22 protein-coding genes are annotated in these 21,895 nt (G+C 39.1%); 7 read left to right on the plus strand and 15 right to left on the minus strand.

All coding sequences use genetic code 11. From position 1 onward, the window contains the following. Positions 1-298: 298 nt before the first annotated feature. Positions 299-751 (minus strand): hypothetical protein, encoded by a 453-nt coding sequence (locus tag BUB77_RS17250; RefSeq protein WP_073278095.1) that lies wholly within the window; start codon positions 749-751, stop codon positions 299-301. A gap of 344 nt (positions 752-1,095) precedes the next feature. Between BUB77_RS17250 and BUB77_RS17255 the strand changes: the two genes are divergently transcribed. Beyond that, a complete protein-coding gene (locus tag BUB77_RS17255; protein ID WP_073278096.1) occupies positions 1,096-1,755 on the plus strand; it encodes a GPP34 family phosphoprotein in 660 nt (219 codons plus the stop codon). An 18-nt stretch (positions 1,756-1,773) separates the two neighbouring features. Then, positions 1,774-2,016: a helix-turn-helix domain-containing protein gene (locus BUB77_RS17260; protein ID WP_073278097.1), complete on the plus strand. Its 243-nt coding sequence runs from the start codon at positions 1,774-1,776 to the stop codon at positions 2,014-2,016. 116 nt (positions 2,017-2,132) lie between these two features. Here BUB77_RS17260 and BUB77_RS17265 read toward each other — a convergent pair whose 3' ends face one another. From BUB77_RS17265 to BUB77_RS17285, 5 genes are all read right to left on the minus strand, one after another. Continuing rightward, positions 2,133-2,363: a PTS sugar transporter subunit IIB gene (locus tag BUB77_RS17265; protein ID WP_084124371.1), complete on the minus strand. Its 231-nt coding sequence runs from the start codon at positions 2,361-2,363 to the stop codon at positions 2,133-2,135. 205 nt (positions 2,364-2,568) lie between these two features. Beyond that, entirely contained in the window at positions 2,569-3,042 is a 474-nt protein-coding gene (locus BUB77_RS17270; RefSeq protein ID WP_073278098.1) for a GyrI-like domain-containing protein, read from the minus strand. Beyond that, positions 3,042-3,938, minus strand: coding sequence for an AraC family transcriptional regulator (locus tag BUB77_RS17275; protein WP_073278099.1), 897 nt, complete (start codon positions 3,936-3,938; stop codon positions 3,042-3,044). Before BUB77_RS17275 ends, BUB77_RS17270 begins: the two co-directional genes overlap by 1 nt. Positions 3,939-4,147: 209 nt before the next feature. After that, the gene (locus tag BUB77_RS17280) at positions 4,148-4,843 is read right to left on the minus strand and encodes a DUF4097 family beta strand repeat-containing protein (RefSeq protein ID WP_073278100.1); all 696 of its coding nucleotides are present in this window, start codon (positions 4,841-4,843) and stop codon (positions 4,148-4,150) included. Further along, positions 4,824-5,723, minus strand: a complete 900-nt coding sequence (locus tag BUB77_RS17285) for a TMEM175 family protein (protein ID WP_139241218.1) — start codon at positions 5,721-5,723, stop codon at positions 4,824-4,826. The genes BUB77_RS17280 and BUB77_RS17285 overlap by 20 nt, the downstream gene beginning before the upstream one ends. A 176-nt stretch (positions 5,724-5,899) precedes the next feature. Between BUB77_RS17285 and BUB77_RS17290 the strand changes: the two genes are divergently transcribed. Both BUB77_RS17290 and BUB77_RS17295 read left to right on the plus strand, forming a co-directional pair. After that, positions 5,900-6,442 (plus strand): TetR/AcrR family transcriptional regulator, encoded by a 543-nt coding sequence (locus BUB77_RS17290; RefSeq protein ID WP_073278102.1) that lies wholly within the window; start codon positions 5,900-5,902, stop codon positions 6,440-6,442. A 204-nt stretch (positions 6,443-6,646) separates the two neighbouring features. After that, complete coding sequence (locus BUB77_RS17295) at positions 6,647-8,341, plus strand: S8 family peptidase (protein WP_073278103.1); 1,695 nt, start codon at positions 6,647-6,649, stop codon at positions 8,339-8,341. A gap of 81 nt (positions 8,342-8,422) precedes the next feature. On the opposite strand, the gene BUB77_RS17300 is transcribed toward BUB77_RS17295, so the two are convergent. The 6 genes from BUB77_RS17300 to BUB77_RS17325 form a co-directional block, all read right to left on the minus strand. Then, on the minus strand, positions 8,423-8,971 hold the full coding sequence (locus BUB77_RS17300; protein WP_073278104.1) for an NADPH-dependent FMN reductase: 549 nt from the start codon (positions 8,969-8,971) through the stop codon (positions 8,423-8,425). A 33-nt stretch (positions 8,972-9,004) separates the two neighbouring features. Beyond that, positions 9,005-9,646, minus strand: a complete 642-nt coding sequence (locus tag BUB77_RS17305; protein WP_073278105.1) for an NAD(P)-dependent oxidoreductase — start codon at positions 9,644-9,646, stop codon at positions 9,005-9,007. A 20-nt stretch (positions 9,647-9,666) separates the two neighbouring features. Further along, complete coding sequence (locus BUB77_RS17310) at positions 9,667-10,074, minus strand: Rrf2 family transcriptional regulator (RefSeq protein ID WP_073278106.1); 408 nt, start codon at positions 10,072-10,074, stop codon at positions 9,667-9,669. A 167-nt stretch (positions 10,075-10,241) separates the two neighbouring features. Beyond that, positions 10,242-11,885: a S41 family peptidase gene (locus BUB77_RS29985; RefSeq protein WP_073278107.1), complete on the minus strand. Its 1,644-nt coding sequence runs from the start codon at positions 11,883-11,885 to the stop codon at positions 10,242-10,244. Positions 11,886-12,003: 118 nt separating this feature from the next. Further along, on the minus strand, positions 12,004-13,413 hold the full coding sequence (locus tag BUB77_RS17320) for a M56 family metallopeptidase (protein ID WP_207650845.1): 1,410 nt from the start codon (positions 13,411-13,413) through the stop codon (positions 12,004-12,006). 16 nt (positions 13,414-13,429) lie between these two features. Further along, positions 13,430-13,804: a BlaI/MecI/CopY family transcriptional regulator gene (locus tag BUB77_RS17325; RefSeq protein WP_073278109.1), complete on the minus strand. Its 375-nt coding sequence runs from the start codon at positions 13,802-13,804 to the stop codon at positions 13,430-13,432. Between the two features lie 210 nt (positions 13,805-14,014). Here BUB77_RS17325 and BUB77_RS17330 point away from each other — a divergent pair, with 210 nt between their 5' ends. From BUB77_RS17330 to BUB77_RS17340, 3 genes are all read left to right on the plus strand, one after another. Next, the gene (locus BUB77_RS17330) at positions 14,015-14,572 is read left to right on the plus strand and encodes a TetR/AcrR family transcriptional regulator (protein WP_073278110.1); all 558 of its coding nucleotides are present in this window, start codon (positions 14,015-14,017) and stop codon (positions 14,570-14,572) included. Between the two features lie 114 nt (positions 14,573-14,686). Further along, the gene (locus BUB77_RS17335; protein ID WP_073278111.1) at positions 14,687-15,061 is read left to right on the plus strand and encodes an HsmA family protein; all 375 of its coding nucleotides are present in this window, start codon (positions 14,687-14,689) and stop codon (positions 15,059-15,061) included. A gap of 286 nt (positions 15,062-15,347) precedes the next feature. Continuing rightward, complete coding sequence (locus BUB77_RS17340) at positions 15,348-17,351, plus strand: KUP/HAK/KT family potassium transporter (protein ID WP_073278112.1); 2,004 nt, start codon at positions 15,348-15,350, stop codon at positions 17,349-17,351. Between the two features lie 159 nt (positions 17,352-17,510). Here BUB77_RS17340 and BUB77_RS17345 read toward each other — a convergent pair whose 3' ends face one another. From BUB77_RS17345 to BUB77_RS17355, 3 genes are read right to left on the minus strand one after another with little or no spacing between them, the layout of a single operon-like run. Continuing rightward, complete coding sequence (locus tag BUB77_RS17345; protein ID WP_073278113.1) at positions 17,511-19,355, minus strand: ABC transporter ATP-binding protein; 1,845 nt, start codon at positions 19,353-19,355, stop codon at positions 17,511-17,513. Beyond that, positions 19,352-21,088, minus strand: coding sequence for an ABC transporter ATP-binding protein (locus tag BUB77_RS17350; RefSeq protein WP_073278114.1), 1,737 nt, complete (start codon positions 21,086-21,088; stop codon positions 19,352-19,354). The genes BUB77_RS17345 and BUB77_RS17350 overlap by 4 nt, the downstream gene beginning before the upstream one ends. Then, positions 21,085-21,636, minus strand: coding sequence for a MarR family winged helix-turn-helix transcriptional regulator (locus BUB77_RS17355; RefSeq protein WP_073278115.1), 552 nt, complete (start codon positions 21,634-21,636; stop codon positions 21,085-21,087). Before BUB77_RS17355 ends, BUB77_RS17350 begins: the two co-directional genes overlap by 4 nt. Positions 21,637-21,895: the final 259 nt, after the last annotated feature.

Genomic DNA, 21,895 nt, shown 5'->3' on the forward strand with positions numbered 1-21,895 from the left:
CCTCCTTATTATTTTGTTACAGCCCATTGGCATTTCAATGCCTTCCATAGTTCTTTTACGTCTCACCTATAATGAATTATTCGAGTAAGTAAAATTCTGTAACCAAGAAGCCGACAATGCTGATTATACTTATTAAACTTTACACATCTTTTTCACCTCCACTTACTTATTTTTTATCCCATCAAACAAAATAACTGTGTAACAGGCTAGAGCCTCAGCAAAGCATACTTGTCCATCAGCGAGCTGCTCGCCATATAGTCAGGTATCATTCTCCGGACCTTGGGGAAAGGCGGTTTTCTTACTCTATAGGTGTGCCTGCAACTTCATAACTCCCCGTATGGTTTGATATCTTAAGAACTATACTATACTGTCCTGTTTCTTTTAAGGAAACAACTTGATTATATTCCCCTTTTGTACATTCTGTAAGATCAAGTACATAAGTATCAGTATCACGATTTTTAACCCCTATACTTAGTTTTCCTGAGCTTGTGGATACGTTTATTTCAAGACTTGTTGGTTCGTCTATATCAAAATCGTGTCGCAGCAATGACGACGTTCGCATTTCTGTTGTTTGATATAAATGTGCGGGCAAGTCTACTACATCCTCTTTTATGCTTTCATCTGCTGCAGGCGATATATCGTCTTGCTCTTGACTTGATGCAGAAGAATCAACACCGTTATTTTCTGTAGAACAACTAACAAATAAAGTTAAAACAAATAACAAGCTAAATAAAACAGTAACTTTTTTCATAACCTAATCACCTTTCATATTCTGTGAAGACACTAACCGTTTCTTCCTGATTAGAAGTTCGCCTTATATTACGAAAGCATACTTCCAATAAATTCCTCCCATTTATTTTACCACAAAAACTAAAATTTGTAAATTTTGTTTCTTCCTGCGCTTGGTAAAGCAGGCTGGTGTCATAGGCACTGTCAACACCTCAAACTTTGCCTGGAGTCCCCTGCCTCCATATTCTGTGGCTTTTTGGGAGACCTTTAAAACTATATTGACAAAAGATCAACATATGCTATACTTAAATCATAAGTAGTAAGTAGTAAGTAACTTTCAAATTTTAAATACGAGGAGAAAACACAATGAAAAATCTATCCTTTACGCAAGAGTTTTTTCTATGTGCTCTGAAACCACAGGGCAGTACAACATTAACGCACTCAACCGAAAGTTCAACCTGTCTTCTGGCTGGTGGTCTTCTGGAATTACTGATGGACGGATATATTTCCATTGACAATAAAAAAGTGTTTGTCAATAAGGAATTGTCATCTGATAAAATGTATTTGGCACCTATATACGAATTAATCAAGAAAAATAAACCGATGAAAATCGAAACAATCGCCGAAAAATTCGCTTTTGATTTTAAACGGCCAGATGAATTGTTCCAATCAGTTGGCTGCTCCATTGTTGAGGATGGGCATGTTGCTGAAGAAAGTAATCAAGGATTATTCAAAAACAAAGTACGCTTTTTACCAAATGAAAGTGAAGTAACAAAAGTTGTGGAAAAACTGCGGGCGGAATTCTTAGAAGAAGGCAATGTTTCTGATGAAGTGATTGTCTTAAGCGCGTTGTTAAACAAAAGCGGGTTAATAAAAAAGTATTTTTCAAAATATGAGATACAAAAGCTAAATGACCGTTTAAAGGAAATCAATCAGAGCGAAGCTGGCGTTTTAATCAAGAAGATGGTGGATTATATTGATACATGGATTGTTATACTCAGCACATCCGGCGGCGGGGTGAGCTAATTGTCAAGGCAAAGATCCATGGAAGTAATAGAAAATGCCGAATATATTACAATTGGGGAATTGGTTCGTTTAACGGGTGTTCGATACAGTACCTTGAAATTTTACACAGAGGAAGGTATGCTTCATTTTGAACAGGCAGAGGAGAACCTGACAAGACGATATAGAAGAGCTGATACTTTGGAGAGAATTCTTTTGATAAAAAAACTAAAGGAGGATGGATTATCAATTCCTCAAATAAAAGAAGAACTACAAAAAACTTAATTACTGTAAGAGCGGCTTCGGTCGCTCTTTTCTTTTATCCAGAATTAAAATTGATTATGATAAAACACACCCGCATTGGAAGTTGCCATACAAATGGTGGTGCTACTGATAGCTCATCAATGCCCATACTCATGAGTATATTCCTCAAGATCATCCATAACATACTCAAGATGCGGGCCGACCATTATTAGGTCAACATCCTCTATATAGTTATCAATTTCAGAATCACTTCTTGCCTGTACATCCATCCCTATTCCTTTTTCTTTCGCAGCCTTTCTAATATTAGCTGCCATAAATCCGCTGGAAGCGCCTGAACCACATACCAAAAGTACTCTTAAGTTTTTCATTTCTCAGTTCCTCCTTTTTTTATTTAACTACATTATATCGAACAGTCTTTTCAATTTCGAATAAACATTTGCACCTTAACTGTGCAACTATTTACTTTGCAGAAATAAAAAATTGGGAAGTCCTATAAAATAAGACTTCCCAATTATTTAAATCGAAGTACGCGGCGGGATTCGAACAAATCCCTGCGCACAAAATTGCTTAAATCTACTTTATTACTGGCAGCCAAAACTCAACAATCTCACTGTCACGCACCGGGTAAACTTCTAATTCAGGTGCTTTTGCGTGTATATAACCTGATGATGGCAGCCATTCTTTAAAGGCGTACATTTCAGCCTCAAACAAAGCTTGACTGACGTCGCCTTTACTTTCGAAAATTGCCCATATTGATGCAGGTATTGTAAATGTTTCGAAATTTTTATTGTCATTTCCTGCATATTCTGTGGCAATATAAAAATAAAAATCTCTGTTATTAGGGTCATTTTCAACTCTGGATACACCAAAAATAAGACTTTTGGTGAGCTCTCCAAGGTTTTGACTGCCGAGTGATTTTAAAGCTGATATCGTACCATCTTCATGGCATTTGCTCCAAAAATTATGGAAATCCTCTACTTTAGAAATCCATGTTTTTATGCCGGTTACATCAAATGCCGGTTTATTTTCTAATCTTACCGTAACCACTAGATTTCCTCCTTATTTGGCATGACCCGTATCCAAATTTCACTGTAATATTTATCCTTACACTTATAAGTTAATTCCAACTCATAATTTTCTACTTTGGTATAATTAGCTGTGGGGAGCCAATCCGTATAGATACGTTTAATAAGGCCTGTAAGAGCATTGCTTGTTTCTTCTACAGTGTGAAGCTCACTCTTGAATATTGCCCAGGTTGCAGATGGTATATCAACCTCAGTATAACCTTCGGCACTACTTCTTTCTGTTTTGAAAGCGAATATCATATAAGGAATGGTATCATTATTGGTTGTGCGATAACAGTCAATCGCATTGATAAGGTTAAGTCCTTCGTCAGGAACAGGTAAATTTGTTGATTGCATCAATTTGTCAAGTAGACCGTTGGATACAATTTCCATCCAAAAGTTCGGCACCTCTTTCCAATTACTCCCGTTTTCTGTGCTAATAATACGCTCAATTCCATAAATGGCGAAGCTGTCTTTTTGCTCAATTCTGTAATTCATTGGAGCATCTCCTTTTAATGTTAGATGAAAAGAGATACGCGGATAAGCTTTTAATGAAGTTCCGGTTTGCCGTGCTGCTGATGGTGAAACGCCATGTAGAGAATTAAAGGCTCGGGTAAACGCTTCCGGCGATTCATAATTATATTTTGCAGCAAGGTCAACTATTTTTATATTGCTGTTCTGAAGCTCAAACGCAGCGAGTGTGAGTCGTCTGTGCCTAATATACTCAGACAGGGACATATCACAAATAATTGAGAACATCCTTTGAAAAGTTGTTATAGAATAGCATGAGATTTCTGCTATTTTATTCAAGTTAATATCATTATCAAGATTTTTTTCAATATAGTCTATAACATTATTCATTTTTTCAAGCCAACTCAATATATCCCTCCTCTCAAACTAACTCTAACATGCAAAGCAGAAAATTACCTTGCATTTTCTGTTACGATAATGCAAGGCTGTATGTCGTTATAGTATATAAATAGTCCTAATTTCAAGTCGATAAGTATAACACTTTAATTTACTATATTATACTTTTAAGGATATGGAAAGTCAATCTGAGAGCGATAATTCTCAGGGCAATCTACTACTTACCAATCTTTAAATGAATTCCGTCTATTATATCTATTCGATGTATTTCTTGCTAAATTTCCTCCTTGAAATTTAACTGATATGTTTCCCAGCTTTGAAGTTATACATAATTTCTTGTCACCGTCTCCTTTGCACTCTGGAAAATTACATCTTCTGTTTTGGGTCTTGCAATAGATTGTATAATTTTCTTCTCGGTCATTAATGCAACAGTCAATGCTTCCATTTTGAGATGAAATATCAATTTTTTCTGTGGCTTTGATTGCAAGACAATTTATTTTTCCATGATTTCCTCGAATATCAATCACCTTGGTTTCCACGTTTTCCAAAATAATTTCACCGGTGTTGGAAGCAACCCCTATATTTCCATTTGTCTTAACATCGGTCAAATGTATTTTTTCTTCGTTGCTTTGTAGTGTAATTATTCCCTGATAATTTTCCGGCACTTTAATCAGCAGCTGTGCGTCTCTTTTCAAATCAATCAAACGCAATGTTCCATATAAAGCAACAGCAGCATTGTCCGTAATGATTAGTTCATTGTTCCGTTGTTCTGCCGTTAAACTCCTTGTAGATGTATCAATCCAGCTTAATTCAAGCTTACCGCTTTGGCAGCTGACTACCCGGATTTTAAAGATTCTGCAGTTGATTTGTATTTTTTGAATATTGTCCAATTCGAATTCAGCAAATTTTAGTCCCATTATTGTTTCCACCTTTCTTTTTTTCATGATAGATACGTACGAAGGTATTACTTAATAAACAAGCAATTCCGCCAATTAGAAAAACAAAGTAACAGAGGAACGGATTTATCATCAAAACTGCTACTGATGCAGCAACTGTCGCAAATCCAATCGACAAAAAACAAATTGATTTATGAAAATCAATATTATTCCGATTTTGTTTTTCGTAATACATATCTTGAACCGTTTGGGGTAATGACAGCATCAATTCCTGAAAGAGATTTTCTGATATTTCTTTATCATAGAGATATTTTTCTGCAAGATTCAATCTACTTTTAATTTCCTCAAATTTTGAATCATCCTGTTTATGCGTGGCAGGTATCATTTCCATAATCAATTTAACGTTTTCTATCTGTACTTTTTTTTCGTTCATATTTTTCCTTTTTGTTAAGACCAACATGAAACACATAATAATCTCTATGAAGAAATAAGTGCTGATGTAAATGCATCTTAGTAAGGCGCTGTTATTATATTCCGCCATTAATTTAGTCAATATTGGAAAAATTGTTACAACAAACATAATAATAATATTTATTAATATATCTTCAGGTCCACCAAGTGATGAATAGGAGGAATATAACATTGTATGTATTATCCAAATACTGGCTAAGACGATATAACTGATTAGATATACTGTAATTTCGCTGAATAAGGTGCAAAGAACCCCAAAATCAAAATGCTGAACTTGTGGTATAACTATTTCTAATGCCATCATTGTCATGGCAATGGCAATAACAGCATCAAATAAGGTTTCAATTCTTCTTTGATTATTTTCATTTATTGACTTTATTCTGCCGTTTAGATATTTTTCCATTTCATCACCCCTTTCTTTTCTGCTCACAATAAATACCCAACTTATGTTAGTTATCCAAAAATTGTTGTATATTTTCGATTTAATGATATAATACCCTATACTATCAATAGCTTCAATCAGCAATTATTAATCAAACAGTAGCTTAATCAACTTATATTTAAAAAGTGTTGTGTAAATCACCTTTGATATAAAGGAGGAATAACATGGATTTAAGAGTGAAAAAAACCGAAAAAGCAATTCGTGCTGCATTATATCAACTTATACAAGAAAAGCCTATTGAAAAAATTACAGTTCGGGAATTGTCAGAAATAGCAGAGATAAACAAGACAACCTTTTATGCACATTATGACACAATATATGATTTAATTGACAGGCTGGAGCAAGAAACTATTGAATCTATCACAGAACATCTCGATGATTGCAGTCTTCTTTTCGAAGAACCGGAAACTTTTATACAAAATATGTATAGTGCAATGAAAATTTACCCAAGTATCCGGCTTACTTTATCAAGTCCAAGCAGTCAGCGATTCGTAGAAAAACTAGATAATGCTATACAAAATGTTCTAAAACATCAAAATATTACTATGGACCAATATCACAATTTAAGCACATTATTAGTTTTCGTAATGAATGGCATTATAGGATTACAAAAAAAACATAATTTAAATGACGCCCAAAATGATGAAATAGAATATATTGCAAAGTTTGTTAAGGGTGGCATCAGCGCCCTCGGTTTAAGCAAATGACAACTTACGATTTATATGTATAAACTCACAATTTAGCGAATTATACTATATTTTAATATGCAATAAGTTCGCTTTGAACTTGAATATTTATCTCAGCTCTAAGAAATCCGAGTCAATATATTTATAAAGTAACATTTCAGGAAATCAATTCCCATTTATTTTCATATGATGAACTAACCTAATTAATCTGAAAGTTGTTTAAGGATGAATGAAGAAGAGAGAACAAGAATAATCAGTGAGGATTATGTGGATGGTATAGTTGAATACGCTGTCAGCTCTCAGGAATATGCCCGATATGCAGGCGCAACCATTAATTTCATTAACAATAAATACGCAACCGTATATGTTCCGCTCTCAAGAATACCGGAAAAACTAATCGGCTCCATTGCTTATTCCGTAATACCAAAGCTTTTTGCTCTCCTGGATCTTGTAAGTCTTGAAGAAATGGGGGTAATAAGGCTTCAAAGCAGTCCCCTATCTCTCAAAGGCAGTGGCGTTCTCTTAGGTTTTGTTGATACTGGAATTGATTATCTCAACCCAATGTTTCAGAACGCTGATAAGACTACCAGAATTGTTTCCATATGGGATCAGACAATTGTAAATATGCAGGCTTCACCCGATATTTTTTATTATGGTACGGAATATACAAAAGAGCAGATTAATGCTGCTATTCAAAGTGAAGAACCTTTAAGTATCGTTCCAAGCATAGACGAAATCGGACATGGAACTACCCTAGCCGGACTTGCAGGAGGCTTTACAGATGTAACAGCGGACTTTTACGGAGCAGCACAATTATCAGAATATTTAATTGTTAAATTAAAACCTGCAAAATCAAACGGAAGAACATATTTTGGTGTCCCTGATAACGTAGCATGCTACGCCGAAAATGACATCATGTTTGGAATTGCCTATTTAGTGAATATGGCGAAGAAATTAAACCGCCCTATTGCTATCTGCATCGGACTAGGCACGAATCAGGGGAGTCACGAAGGATTGGGACCTTTGAATGACATTATCGCTGATTATTCAACTCAGGTTGGAGCCGCTATTATTATTGCAGTCGGTAATGAAGGCAATGCCATGCACCATTTTTTTGGAAAAATTGATGAAGCTGCTGCTTATACTTTAGTAGAATTAGAGGTGGGCGAAAATGAAAATAACTTTTCCATAGAATTATGGGGAAATACCCCCGGCACCTATTCCATTGATATTATTTCTCCTTCCGGAGAATATATCCCACGCATTCCTGCGCGAATCGGTGAATTCAGAAGTATAAGATTTCTTTTTGATGAAACTATTATCTATGTAGATTATGTCATTGTGGAAGCCCAGACAGGTGATGAATTAATTCTGATCCGCTTCCGAAACCCTGCTCCAGGTATATGGAAAATCAGAGTCTATGGTTCAAAAATAACCTCCGGCTTTCATTTATGGCTTCCCGTTCGGGGATTTATCTCAGATAAAACAGTTTTTGTATCACCCAATCAATTTACAACAATAACGGATCCCGGAAACAACCTGTCTGCTATTACAGCCACAGCATATAACCCAATCAACCAAGCCCTGTTTTTGGAAGCCAGCCGGGGCTATACACGGTATGAACAAATTAATCCTGATTTAGCGGCACCTGGTGTAAATATCTATACGCCTCTGCCTGGCGGTCAGCATGGATTGGCTTCCGGTACCAGTCTTGCAGCCGCACTTATGACAGGTATTTCTGCTTTGCTGCTTGAATGGGGAATTGTAAGAGGCAATGACCGCTCTATGGATACTTATCAGATTAAAAAATATTTAATACGGGGTGTTAAGCGCAACCCTGCCCTGACCTACCCTAATCGTGAATGGGGGTATGGCACAGTTGATATTTATGGTACTTTTGAAAGCTTAAGAGGGGAATAGACTTTACCCGCATTCCTGATTTTCCGCTCAAAAACCAGGAGGAAAACAGCTTAAATCCATGCTGTTTCCCTCCTGTGTAATTTAGGAAATCTTTTCAGTCCATGCGGCAAAAGCAGCTAAAAATCCATTCAAAAATTCTTTGGTAGCTTCGTTGCTTAATGCGACGTTTTCATCAATCAATGTGTGGTAAGCGCCAATATACGCTTCGGGCTGAGCAAGGGTCAAAACATTGAGAAAAGCCAGCACCTGACGTAAATGATGATTTGCACCAAAACCGCCAATTCCTCCGGGAGACTGGCTAATCACAGCACCCGGTTTGCCGCTCCAAACATTTTGACCATAAGGCCTTGAGCCTATATCAAGTGCGTTTTTCAGCGCCGCCGGAATGGAGCGGTTATGCTCCGGGGTGATGAATAGCACACCGTCCAAAGCTTTTACTTCACTGCGGAATGCTGTGTATTCTTTAAGGTCTTCGCCATCGTAATCCTGGTTGTAAAGAGGAAGTCCTCCGATATCGATGGTTTTAAACACATAGCCTTCCGGCGCGTGGTCTTTAACATACTCTGCAATGCTACCGGAAAAAGAGTTCTTTCTTAAACTGCCTGTAATAATTCCAATTGTCTTACTCATAAAAATGCACCTCCATTTAGATAAAATTTTTAATTACTGATTACATACGGTAAATCTTGTACCGATAAACTGGGGATTTTCTATTTCATTCAAAATTGCTACCGCCATGGTTCCACTTGTTACAATGGATTTGCCATTGGAGGAGCTTAGCAGGTGATCCTTTCCCAAAACAGGAACCGTAGCTTCTCCGGCAACAAATTCAGCCGAAGGGGATACTCCCACCCAGTTAACATTTTCAATGCTGCGTAAAAAATTAAGGGTCTTGTAGGCTTCCGTGGGAATGGAAATCCAGGATGCGGCTTCAGGAACGGTCTTTAAGGTGTCAAGGAACAGCTTGCCGTTTTCATCCAGCAGGCTGGCTGCACCGAGAATGAAGAACAGCCTGGGGCTTTGGGTTTCCCGGAATAAACCTACAAGCTTTGCAGCCAGATCCAGATGCAGATATGCTTTAGCCGGAGCTGTTGCAAAAGCGTTTACAATAACATCAAAACCCTCAAGATCGGATTTTGTTAAATCAAATACATCCTTCTCAATTACCTTTACACCGTTTCCAAACAGGGAAACAGCTTTATCCTTATGCCGGACTATCGCAGTAACATCGTGTCCGCGTGACACGCCTTCTTTGTACAGGGCTGTGCCGGCCATGCCAGTCGCGCCTATAATTGCAATTTTCATAATAACTCCTTTCCTTAATATTAAATAAATTCTTTTGTAATGTCGGCCAGAGTAATGGCAGACAACTTTTCTTCTGTTGCATTTTGTATATTGTCATATAAGTGCTTTAGTGTACCTTCTATCTTTGCCCCCACGGGACAGTTAAGATTGGTGTTGCCGTGAATGCTGAACAAATCCCTTTGGTCTTCCACTGCAAGAAAGATATCAAGAAGTGAAATCTCCTCTGCTTTTCTTGCAAGGCCTGTCACACCAAGCTTGGTACTCGTTTTAATTAGCTTTGCCTTCTTTAAACGACTCATCAGGCGCCGTACAAGGGCGGGATTCGTATTAATGCTGGAGGCAATGTATTCTGATGTGACAGGTCCTGCTTCCATCAGCGCAATCACACTTAATATATGAATACTTACCGATAATTTAGTTGAATACATGAGCGCCTCCTTTTGTAACCATTATAGTTACAAATAAATCGTTTGTCAAGTACTTAAATTACTTTTTTTAGAAGCTGCTGATATAAATAGCCTTGTCGAAAACTCTTGGCAATTTTTCGAGTTAATAAAACGAACGTAATCGCATGCCTTGGGCTTCCTAAAGAATCCTATTTGCTCAGCCCATAATACTTAATAAACTTAATTACCCGTTCTTTACATAAAGATGGTTCTACCCATAAATCCGGCTGATAACCTCTGCCTTCAAATTCAGATAAATCTGAAGGTAAAAAAAGCGAGATTCCACAATACAGATATGTCTTGCTGTAAGGCAAGCAAATACCTCGTGCATTTCCGATAGTTCTCATACCTGCCGTATTCAATCCTACAAGAATAGTGTTTTCGATTTCCCTAAGGTAGGATACATAGGATTCGCCTGAGGAAGCTACCCACGGATCAGTCAATACAAATATGAGATTATCAGATGCCGTGGGCGTAAATTCCCCATACCCAATGTCATACCAACCTGGAAGCTCGCCCTCCTTTAAATAAGCTTCATAACTTTCCTTATCTTTAATCTCTGTACTACTGTAGACTGTATTGGAGCGAAGAGTGGCATTTATTGCTGAATAGCCGTAAATAGGCTCTCCTATATAATTTCTGAGCCAGCCGGTAACGTAATTGTCACTTCCACCGGCATTATATCTGATATCAAATATAAACGTTTTTTCTTTCTTTAGGGAAGAAGCATCCGAAACAAGCTTCTTAAGTTCTAAATCATTTTGATAGAAAGGCGTTAATCTTCGGTTCTCTATAACTGTTATGCCATCATCTTTATACCGACGATATCCGGTCGTCTTATCGTCTTCCTCAATATAGTTAGTTTTTGCCGGATTTAAAGTTAGTATCTTCTGCCAGGTTTTACCGGCTCTGCTTACTATTATCTGAATTTTAGTATCTGTAATCTTATTTTTACTTGATATCCCAATTACATAGGCAAACCTCCCGTTCGGTGCAATAGTCTGCTTCATATACTTGTCCGGAATTTCACCGTTAACTTTATCGAGGTAGTATTTGGTTTCTGCTTGCAATGTATAATACCCGGATTCATCCTTATCAAAGATTATTTTCTCACTATAATAATAAAATCTGTATGAGTAAAACCGAGCAAAGTTTGTGTTATCAATTGTAAAATGGCAATCTGTTATCACAGGTTTCAGGGATTGAATCAGAAGGCCACGATATCGATTAAGAGGTATTAAATTGTTTTCGTTAGTGATTGACGGCAGAGCATGAATCATCCTGTTCCTGACTGGAATGAGTGTTTTGTCACCACCGCAGTATTGGTATCCGGCATAACCATATTTCAAATAATCAAAAAGAAATTTAACGTCTTTCTTCGCTTCCTGAGGACTTAAAAATTTTGGTTCTTCTGCCGCTGTTACCTCTTTTATTGGAAGAGATGCTGTTATTTTAGCGATACGGCAATCCTCTGCTCTATCAAAATCATGAAAGAGGAATTTTTCAACATCCTTTAAAATGTTATTGCCTATTGGTTTAAAGATTATTTGTCTCTTCCGAATGATAGATTGAGAAAGCTGTTTGGGGAGCTTATTATTCATCCGGTATGTCACGAACTGTTTATCCGTCACGGCATCCGGCTCATATCCGGATACCGCATCTTTTACCGCTTCATTTGATGTCGGAATGATTGCATTATTTCCTGTATTGTTTTTCTCAGCGTATGCTGAATTCGCTATTGAACATACCAGAAGGAGTATAATACTAATCAAAACAAATATTTTTTTACCCATTTATAAACACTACCTTTCCTATTTCAGCCAATTTTTCTATTCATCCGTTGGCAATTCTGTCCACCTCAAGGGATACGCCACATTATATTGCGATTTTGCTTTATCCATATAAGTGACATTATCTCCCGGTATCATCCGTCCCTCCATTCTCTACGGCGCTGGTTGAGCCGCCTATAGTATTTCCAGAACCGTTTTCCTGTATAGTACCTTGTGTGTCTGCTGCTTGTGCCCTTTTAATGGATTCTGTGTGCTTATCATATTCTTCCTGGCTTACCGAAGTAATTCCGGTCAATTCATAGTTGGCATTCCTGACAGCTTTTAAGTCTAAAACACCATTGGTGCGTGTAAAAGAATTGTAAGTGTCACTTGAATTCAGCTTATCTGAAAAAAAACGCACTAATTTACCGTTATAGTAGAAACTGTCTGTTTTCAGTTCGTAAGATAGACCATACTTTTCATAAATGGCATACTGCTCTGCAGTCGTTTCTCTGTTCTGTTGAATAAGTTTTTCCTGCTCCTGTAGAGGCAATGGAGTATTGGTGGAGTACGCGTAGGATGTCTCATTTTTATTTGCTGCGAAGGCCATCCCGGACCCTACTGTTCCAATGAGTATCAGACAGAGAATCGCAACTCCGGCTTTTTTCTTTGTATTGTCCATAATAGAAAATATTCTTTTTTTCATACCTTTCCTGCCTCTATAAAAATTGGTTGAGAATGCGGTTTGCACTCTTGATTGATTCTTAATCACTCCTAGGATAGTTTCGCTGTATCGCTGTCTGCCGGCCATGTCCGTTTCATTTACGACTTCCGCATCACATGAGATTTCACACTGAAACGCAATGACTTTTGCTGCCAGGTAAACCACCGGATTAAACCAGTGAATAGCAGTTGCCAGAACCACAAGGCTTTTGTACCACAAATCCTTCCGTTTAAAGTGAACCAACTCATGTCGAAGAATATAAGTCAGTCCATCTTCTGAAAAGTCGCATCCAGGAAGTAAAATAACAGGGTTTAGAAAACCGATCATCATAGGGCTTGAAACACACGGGCATATCTGTAACTTTACCTGTTTGGTTATTCCTATATCATTTTTACTCTTTTCTAATGTCTTAAGCACCTGAGGGTTATTCACTTGTTCACCCCATCGGGTAACCATCCTGATAAAACGGTAATGTCTCACTCCATGATAAACAAGGAAAGCAGCAGCTCCTGCAATCCATAGGCAACCAACAAATTGATACCATGGAATTGCCTGAACTCCTTGATGTACTGCGGCTTGGATAACAAATTCAGCATCCCCTGAAGTATTTTCTGGCATTATATTTTGAATGTAGAACGGATCGGTACTCATCTGGATCAATGCAGTGTTAAGGTGAAACCGAAACGGAATGATCAGACCAGCGACAACCACCAGCCAAGCATAGTAAAGCCCTTTTGGGGAATATCTTTTCGATAGCAGTGGTGTCATTACAATAAAACCAAGAGCAAGCAATGACATGGAAACGGAGCATTCTATTAATACAATCAAAAAATCCTGCATATTATTACCTCCGTTCTTTTACCCACTTCATCAATTCATCAATATCGCTGTCATTGAGTTTCTTCCCATCGTAAAGGGTGTTGACCAAGCTGAGAAATGAGTTTTCATGGTACTGTTTCATGAAATTTCCCGTTTCAAATTCCAGATAATCTTCTTTACCCACTAACGGGAAATAGATGCGTTCCTTACCGTTTTTTTCCGTCCTCAGAAAGCCCTTTTCAACCAAGCGGAGCATCAGGGAAATCACGGTAGGTGCTTTCCACCCACGTTCATTACCTAACTGCTCCATGACCATGTTGGTGGTGATAGGCGGCTTGTTTGCCCATACCACCTTCATAATTTCAAATTCCGTGTCGGGTAGTTTTTTCATATTGTTCATTAAGCTCATCTCCTTTTTAGGCAACTGCCTATAATTATATTTTACAATTGTCTAAAACAGAAGTCAATAAGTTACAGACATATTTTTTACAACTGCCTAATACAACGATTTATAATAAGGCCCTTAAAAGTCTGCCCTATAAAATATAATCTTGACAGTTTATGAGAATAACAGTATAATGAACATAGTTCACTTTGGAGGATAAACAATATGAACAATGTTGCAACATCAAAAGAAGCCTTACTTGATATCAGTGTACAACTGGTATCAGAAAAGGGTCTTGGTGCCCTCAATATACGGGAAGTTGCCAAGCGCGGCGGCATATCTGTAGGCTGTGTCTATAATTACTTTCCGTCAAAGGCAAGTTTATTGGCCGCAACAATCAGTAAAATTTGGGAGAACATCTTTCATCAAGCGAATCAGTATTCACGTCCTCAGGATTTTTATGCATGTGTATGCTGGATTTTCGACAGTATTCAGCATAGCTCCGAAAAATATCCATCCTTCTTTACTTTACATGCTATGAGCTTTACTGCCGATGAAATTGGCGAGGGCCGTGTGGTCATGAACCACTATCTTGATCATATGAAGGCCGGCTTGCTGAAAGCTCTTAAGGAGGATGCAGATGTTCGCAGAGATGTCTTTACCGGCAGTTTTACAGAAAGTGATTTTGTTGATTTTGTTTTTGATAATTTAATTATGTTGTTCCTAAAGCAAGACTCTTCCTGTGATTTCCTGCTAGACCTTATCCGAAAAGTGATTTACTAAAGTAAAATGAACATCGTCATATTTTCGATTGGAATCGCCCACTATTGGAGTGGGCTTTCGTAGAAAACAAAATGAACACAGTTCAGTTTTAGTAATTGAAAAGGAGAATTGATTATGTTACTTTATGCCGTTATAACAATTAATCTTGCTCTGCTGTTCTACACTATTGGCGTTTGGTCAGAGAAAAAGCAAGGTGTACTCAAGAGGTGGCACCTCATTGTTTTCTGGTTGGGTTTTATCTTTGACACCACCGGAACTACTTTGATGGGCTCTCTGTCATCAGGGGGATTTCGTTTTAATTTCCACAGCATCACAGGCATTCTGGCCATCGTCCTCATGCTCTTCCACGCCGCGTGGGCTACTGTTGTGCTGGTACGCAGCCAGGAAAAGATGAAAAAAAACTTCCATAAGCTGAGCATCGTGGTCTGGTGTATCTGGCTCATTCCCTTCATTTCCGGGATGCTATTTGCCATGCTGAACACTAAATAGATGTCAAAACTCCCTCCCCCTCATTAGCGAAGGGGAGGGAGTTTTTTCTTTATGCCTATCTATATGCTATTTCAATATATAATGGAAGCAAAATAATATGGTAACTAAATTATCAAATAAAGATAGACAAATATCAGCACTTACTATAATATATAACAGGAATGTATCAAGTCAGAAGATGTAAAGCTTAGTTAAGCCAAAACACCTGCCATTGATTACATTTCTTGTTTTATTAAAATAAAATTCAAAACGAAAAACAAACAATTTGCAAAAGGAGTAAAAAACGGTGGTTTCATCAAAAAAAACATGCATAACTAAACTCTCACTTGGAGGTATTCTGGTAACATTAGGTATAGTATACGGAGATATCGGTACTTCACCCCTATATGTAATGAAATCGGTTCTTCAAGGGAATGGAGGTTTAGATAACATATCAGAGAATTTTATTCTTGGAACTTTATCATTGGTTTTTTGGACGCTCACTATTTTAACAACAATTAAATATGTTTTAATAACCTTAAAAGCTGATAATAAGGGAGAAGGTGGTATTTTCTCACTTTTTGCACTTGTCAGAAATCGTTCCAAATGGCTGGTCATTCCTGCAATGATTGGCGGGTCTGCTCTATTAGCCGACGGAATGCTGACTCCTGCAGTTACAGTTACATCAGCCGTCGAAGGATTAAAACTGCTTCCGGTTTTTAAAGACTTATTCGGAGACAGCCAGCGTAATATCGTTATCCTTGTAATTATCATAATCTGTTCCTTGTTTTTTATACAGCACAGCGGAACTGAATTTATCGGAAAACTATTTGGCCCAATTATGTTTTTATGGTTCAGTAGTTTAGCTGTTTTCGGAATTATAAATCTTACAGGCAATCTTTCCTTGTTACGTGCATTGTCACCATATTATGCTGTTACTATCCTGTTTAGTGATGATAATAAGCTCGGCTTTTTTATACTGGGCAGTATATTTTTATGTTCTACAGGTGCGGAAGCCCTCTATTCCGATCTTGGACATGTTGGAAGAAAACATATTTATTTCACATGGCCCTTTGTTAAGATCTGTTTATTACTCAACTACTTTGGGCAAGGGGCGTGGATTTTATCTGTAAAAAACAGCAGCTCACATACCATGATGGAGGATGTTAATCCTTTTTATCAGATGATTCCATCAGGATTTCTAATCTATGGTATTGTAATTTCCACACTTGCTGCTATTATTGCCTCACAGGCTTTGATTTCAGGCTCCTTTACACTTGTATCCGAAGCAATTAAACTGAATCTGTTTCCAAGGCTACATACGTTATATCCATCCTCTTTAAAGGGTCAGCTCTACATTCCTTCCTTTAACAGGATACTGTGCATTGTCTGTATTGGAATTGTTCTTTACTTTCAAAGTTCCGATAAAATGGAAGCTGCATATGGCCTTGCCATCACAGTTACCATGCTTATGACAACAATTCTGCTATTTAACTATATGCGGAAGAAAAAAACACCTATTGTACTTGCCGTCATCATGCTTGTTTTCTTTATGAGCTTTGAACTTTCTTTCTTCCTGGCAAATATTATTAAGTTCTTCCATGGTGGATTCGTTGCAGTAATTATCGCACTTTCAATATTGTTCATCATGTATATCTGGTATAGATCGCATATCATAAAGATGCGCTTTCGCGAAGTTGTACCGATTGAAGATTATATTAAGCAATTAAATCAGTTACATCACGACACAGATGTCCCGAAATACGCAAGTAATCTTGTGTGCTTAACTAATTGCCCCAATACAAAAGATATAGAACGTAAAATAATGTACTTTCTATTAGATAAAAGGCCGAAAAGGGCTGATGTTTACTGGTTTGTGAATGTTTACGTAACTGATGAGCCTTATCAGGCGGACTATGTAGTTGAAAAATATAACACATCCTTTATAGTAAATATACAGATAAATCTTGGTTTCCGAATCGAACAGAACCTGAATGTATTTTTGAGACAGATATCAACAGAAATGGTGAATAATAAGGAAATAGACAATCAATCCAATGCTTATTCTATTTTACCAAACCGCAAACTGGGAGACTTTCGCTTTGTATTTATCGAAGAAGTTCTTTCCAATCAATCCTCTTTATCTGCCTGGGATTCTTTTCTGTTAAGGACAAAATTTTTCATACAGAAGTTCACGGTTTCTCCGTCAAATTGGTTCGGACTAGATACCAGTGATGTTTATATTGAAAAGGTTCCAATGATACTCGGTCATTCAAACCGTACTGTATTAAAAAGAAAATCTCATGAGTAATCTCGGCAATCTGCTGTTATATTAATAGCTGCTGTTATCAAACTATAAATTCAATAAAAAGCCCCCTTGTCTACTGTTTTTATAGGTAGCTTAGGGGGCTTTTTATGTTTCAGAACAATCATTAACAGGGGAATGGCAATCCATTCCCCCTGTACCACTTTAACTGGCTGCACCTCCGCTGGCGAATTGGCTGTTATACAAATCCGCATAGAAGGTATCGCCGGCCAGCAGCTCTTCATGAGTTCCCTTTTCAATAATTGTGCCGTTTTTCATGACCAAAATCATGTCGGCCGATTTGATGGTGGAAAGCCGATGAGCAATGACGAAGCTGGTTTTTCCTTTCATGACACGGGCCATAGCCTTTTGTACTTCAACTTCCGTCCGGGTGTCAACACTGGAGGTCGCTTCATCAAGAATCATTAAAGAGGGGTTTGCAAGCATCGCTCTGGCAATCGTCAATAGCTGCATCTGTCCCTGGGATACGCTGCCATCCTCACTGGAAATCACTGTATCATAACCATACTCCAAAGTACGGATGAAGTGGTCACACCTTGCGGCTTTCGCCGCCTGTATGATTTCCTCGCGGATCGCGTCCATTTTTCCATAAGCGATGTTCTCAGCAATAGTGCCCTGAAAGAGCCAGGTATCCTGAAGCACCATGCCTACCATTTTACGAAGCTCGCTTTTGGGCAGCTCCCGGATATCCGTGCCATCAATGAGAATTCTGCCGCCGTTCAGTTCATAGAACCGCATGAGCAGGTTAACCAGCGTTGTCTTCCCGGCACCGGTAGGTCCAACGATGGCGACCATTTCATTCGGCTGAACCGTCAGGCTGACATCCTGCATTAATATCGAATCCGGAGCATAGCCAAACCGTACATGCTCAAAGCTGACCCTTCCTTGGGGCGCGGTGACATGCTTAGGTGAAGTGGTATCCGGCACTTCTTCCTCTTCGTCAAGAAATTCAAAGACACGTTCCGCAGATGCCAATGCAGTCTGTAAGGAATTCAGGAAGTAAGAGGCCTGGGTAATGGGATCGGAAATCTGATTAACATATTGCAGGAATGCTTGTACGGTACCAATGGTCATGCGGCCTCCCGCGGCAAAAATACCGCCCACAATGGCAGTGACTACAAATCCAAGCTGGGTCAGAAATCGAATGGCCGGATATATCGCATACATAACAAACTGTGCTTTCTTATTGGCAGCGTACTGCCTCTCACTAATCTCACGGACAATGTTCGTGACCGCTTCCTGCTGATTGAACCCCTTTATAATGAGGTTTCCTGTAAAAAACTCTTCAATATTTCCGTTCAGTTCGCCTAAAACGGCTTGGTTTTCAGATGCGGCTTCAAAGTTTTTCTCAGAAATCCACTTAGTGGCAAACATACTAATGGACATGGCGGCTAAAATCAGTACCGTCAGCAGAGGACTTTGAGACAGCATTATAATGATACTGATGGTAATGTTAAATATAGCACTGATAAACTGAAGCGAGCCGGTTTTCACAACCTCAGCCACCCTGTCCAGGTCATTGGTGATTCTGCTTAATACATCTCCTGTCTGATGGGAATCGTAATAGTGCAGGGGAAGCCTGGTAATCTTTTCACTCATCTTCTTTCGTAAGGATAGTACCAGCCTTTCTCCAATTCCGGCCATGATATATTCCTGTATAAAAGAAAAGAAAGAGCTTAGCAGGTAGGCTCCCAGAAACAGCAGCACAGGCCTTTTCAATATATCCATCAGCATTTCAAACCCGCCGCCGAAGCCCTGTTCATTGATTCCCTGAACCAAGGCATCAATGGCTCTGCCTAAAATGAGCGGTGTTACGGCATACAGGCCGATACCCACAAGTGTTGCTGACACAACCACAAGCAATCTCACTTTTTGCTGTAAAAGAAGGCTCAGCAGCCTTTTAATTACCGCTTTTGAGTTCTTGGGGACATCCTCCATTTCAAAAGCATTCTTGTTCATCTGTTTGTCTTTATCTTTGTTCTTTTTCATACTCTGCCTGCCTCCTTTTCCGTAAGCTGAGAGTCCGCAATTTCCTTGTATACACTGCATGTTTTAAGCAGTTCCTGATGTGTGCCCACCCCTGCAATGCTGCCTGCATCCAGCACGATGATCTGGTCCGCGTCCATTATCGTACTGATCCTCTGGGCAATGATCACAACGGCAGATTCCCGCATCTCATGCTTTAATGCCCCACGCAGGGCAGCGTCCGTCTTAAAATCCAATGCGGAAAAGCTGTCATCAAACACATAGACGGGTGCCTTTTTTACCAATGCCCGGGCGATGCATAACCGCTGCTTCTGCCCGCCTGAAAAGTTTATACCTGCCTGTGCTACCGGGCTGTCATAGCCTGCTTCCAAAGAGTTGATAAAAGAATCTGCCTGAGCGATTTCTGCCGCCTTCCGCAGTTCCTCTATGGTGGCATCCTTCTTTCCCATGCGCAGGTTATCCGCAATTGTACCGCTGAACAAAAATGCTTTTTGGGGGACATAGCTGATGCGCTCACGAAGCTCGTGCTGGGTAATGTCACGGATATCCTTTCCCTCCAACAGAATCTGTCCCTTTTGAATGTCATAAAGGCGCAGCATGAGTGCGGCAACGGTACTTTTTCCAGAGCCGGTTCCTCCGATAATAGCGGTGGTTTTTCCCTGCTCACAGAGGAAGTTCATATCTTCCAGAACAGGCTCTTCAGCTCCTTTGTAGGTAAAGGTAACGTTTTGGAAGGTGATTTTATTTTGATTGTCCGTATCCGCTTCGCACACCTCTGTGGCATCCGCTATTTCCGGATTGATATCCAATACCTCCTGTATACGGTCCAGGCAGGCCGTCATTCTCGGAATATAAACAAGCACCATGGCCGACATCATCAGGAACATCAGTGTCATAATGGTATATTCCGTTACGGCGGAAATACTTCCTATCTGAATTGTCTGCCGGAGCACAAGATCTCCGCCAAACCAGACCACTGCCGCCATAGCCAGCCCCATAATAGCCCATACTAACGGATTGAAGGCTGCAAAGGTTCTATTTAAACGAATCACATTATTGGCATATTCCGTAAATGTATCATCCGATCTTTTCTTCTCATACTCTGTGTTATCAAATGCGCGGATAACCCGGATTCCTACAATAGATTCCCGAACAATCCTGTTGACAACATCCACCCTCTTTTGTATGGTTTTTGATATAGGGCTTGCTTTCTTAAACAAAAAGAATATCACAATAAAAAATAGTAACATTCCAGTCAGCGGTATATACACCAGGTCCGGACTTATGCCAGCCGTCATGACAATCGCGGCGACCGCAATAAGGGGTGTGGGCAGAACCATCTGTGTGATCATGATCATTGTCTGCTGGATAACGGTAATATCTCCTGTGGCACGGGTAATCATGGAAGCCGTACCGATGTGATTGAATTCCTTTATTGAGAGCTGCTGTGACTTATCAAATAGCTTTTCCCTCATATACTTACCCGTAAGGGCGGAGAGATCGGCGCACAGATAACTTCCCCAGAGCGTAATCAAAGCGGTAATTCCTGCCGCAGCCAGCATTTGCAATCCGATGGATATGATGACCGGCACATTTTTTTCTAAAATTCCCTTATCTATGATTTTCGCAACAAAATACGGAACCATCAGGGTTCCGAATGACTGGAATAGTGCTAATAAAATGATGAAAGCTAACATCTTTTTCTTGCTTTGTAAAAATTGAATCAGGTATTTCATTCAGAGTTCCTCCTTAAGCCTGCTGTTCCAGGATTAGTCGTCGTTAAATTCGTTTGCCCGCCTTTCAAAATTCCTGAAGTCTGTATCCCTGATGATTTCATCAGCTCCAGTGAATGCATAATCTGTGTCAGCTGATTAAGAAAGGCACGCTCACCATTTATCATGGAATTCCTTTCCTCCTCTTCCATATTAAAAAAGGACTCCTCTTCCAGATAAAGCATATCTGCCAGAATGCTGTCGGCATATTTTATCCCGGATTCTGTCAGCTGAATATACTTGTTGCGCTTGTCGAAATCGGCAACCTGTTTTAGTATGTATCCCTTTTTTTCGAAGGAATCCAAAATGGTATTGACCGTTTGCTTGGGATACAGAAGCCTATCACAAATAAGGCGCTGGGTGCATTGGCCCTGATTCTCATAAATCTCCTGAAGCACAAAAAGTGAAGCAGATGTCAGCCCATGCATTTTTGCCAACTTTTCATAGACTGCACTAATCTCAAAATACACCTCATAATACTGTCTGATGGATTCTTTTATTTCATCCCGCATATTAAAATGCCTCCTTCTCACATTTAAGTCCGGTTACGGACTAATTAGAAGTATATCTAATTATATGGATTTTGTCACGTAGTAATCTTTCACAAAAACCATCTGCTAATAATGCCAGCCTTTGGCAGAACGACTATAATTCAAAAACCCCGCAGAATCAATTAAATATTGATTCCGCGGGGTTCAACATGGCTTCTTACGTTTGTGCTATCCTTTTTTACTGCCCGTTGATTGCATTCAGGTGGCATTTAATGCTTCT

This window comes from Anaerocolumna jejuensis DSM 15929 (assembly GCF_900142215.1).
GTDB lineage: Bacteria > Bacillota > Clostridia > Lachnospirales > Lachnospiraceae > Anaerocolumna > Anaerocolumna jejuensis.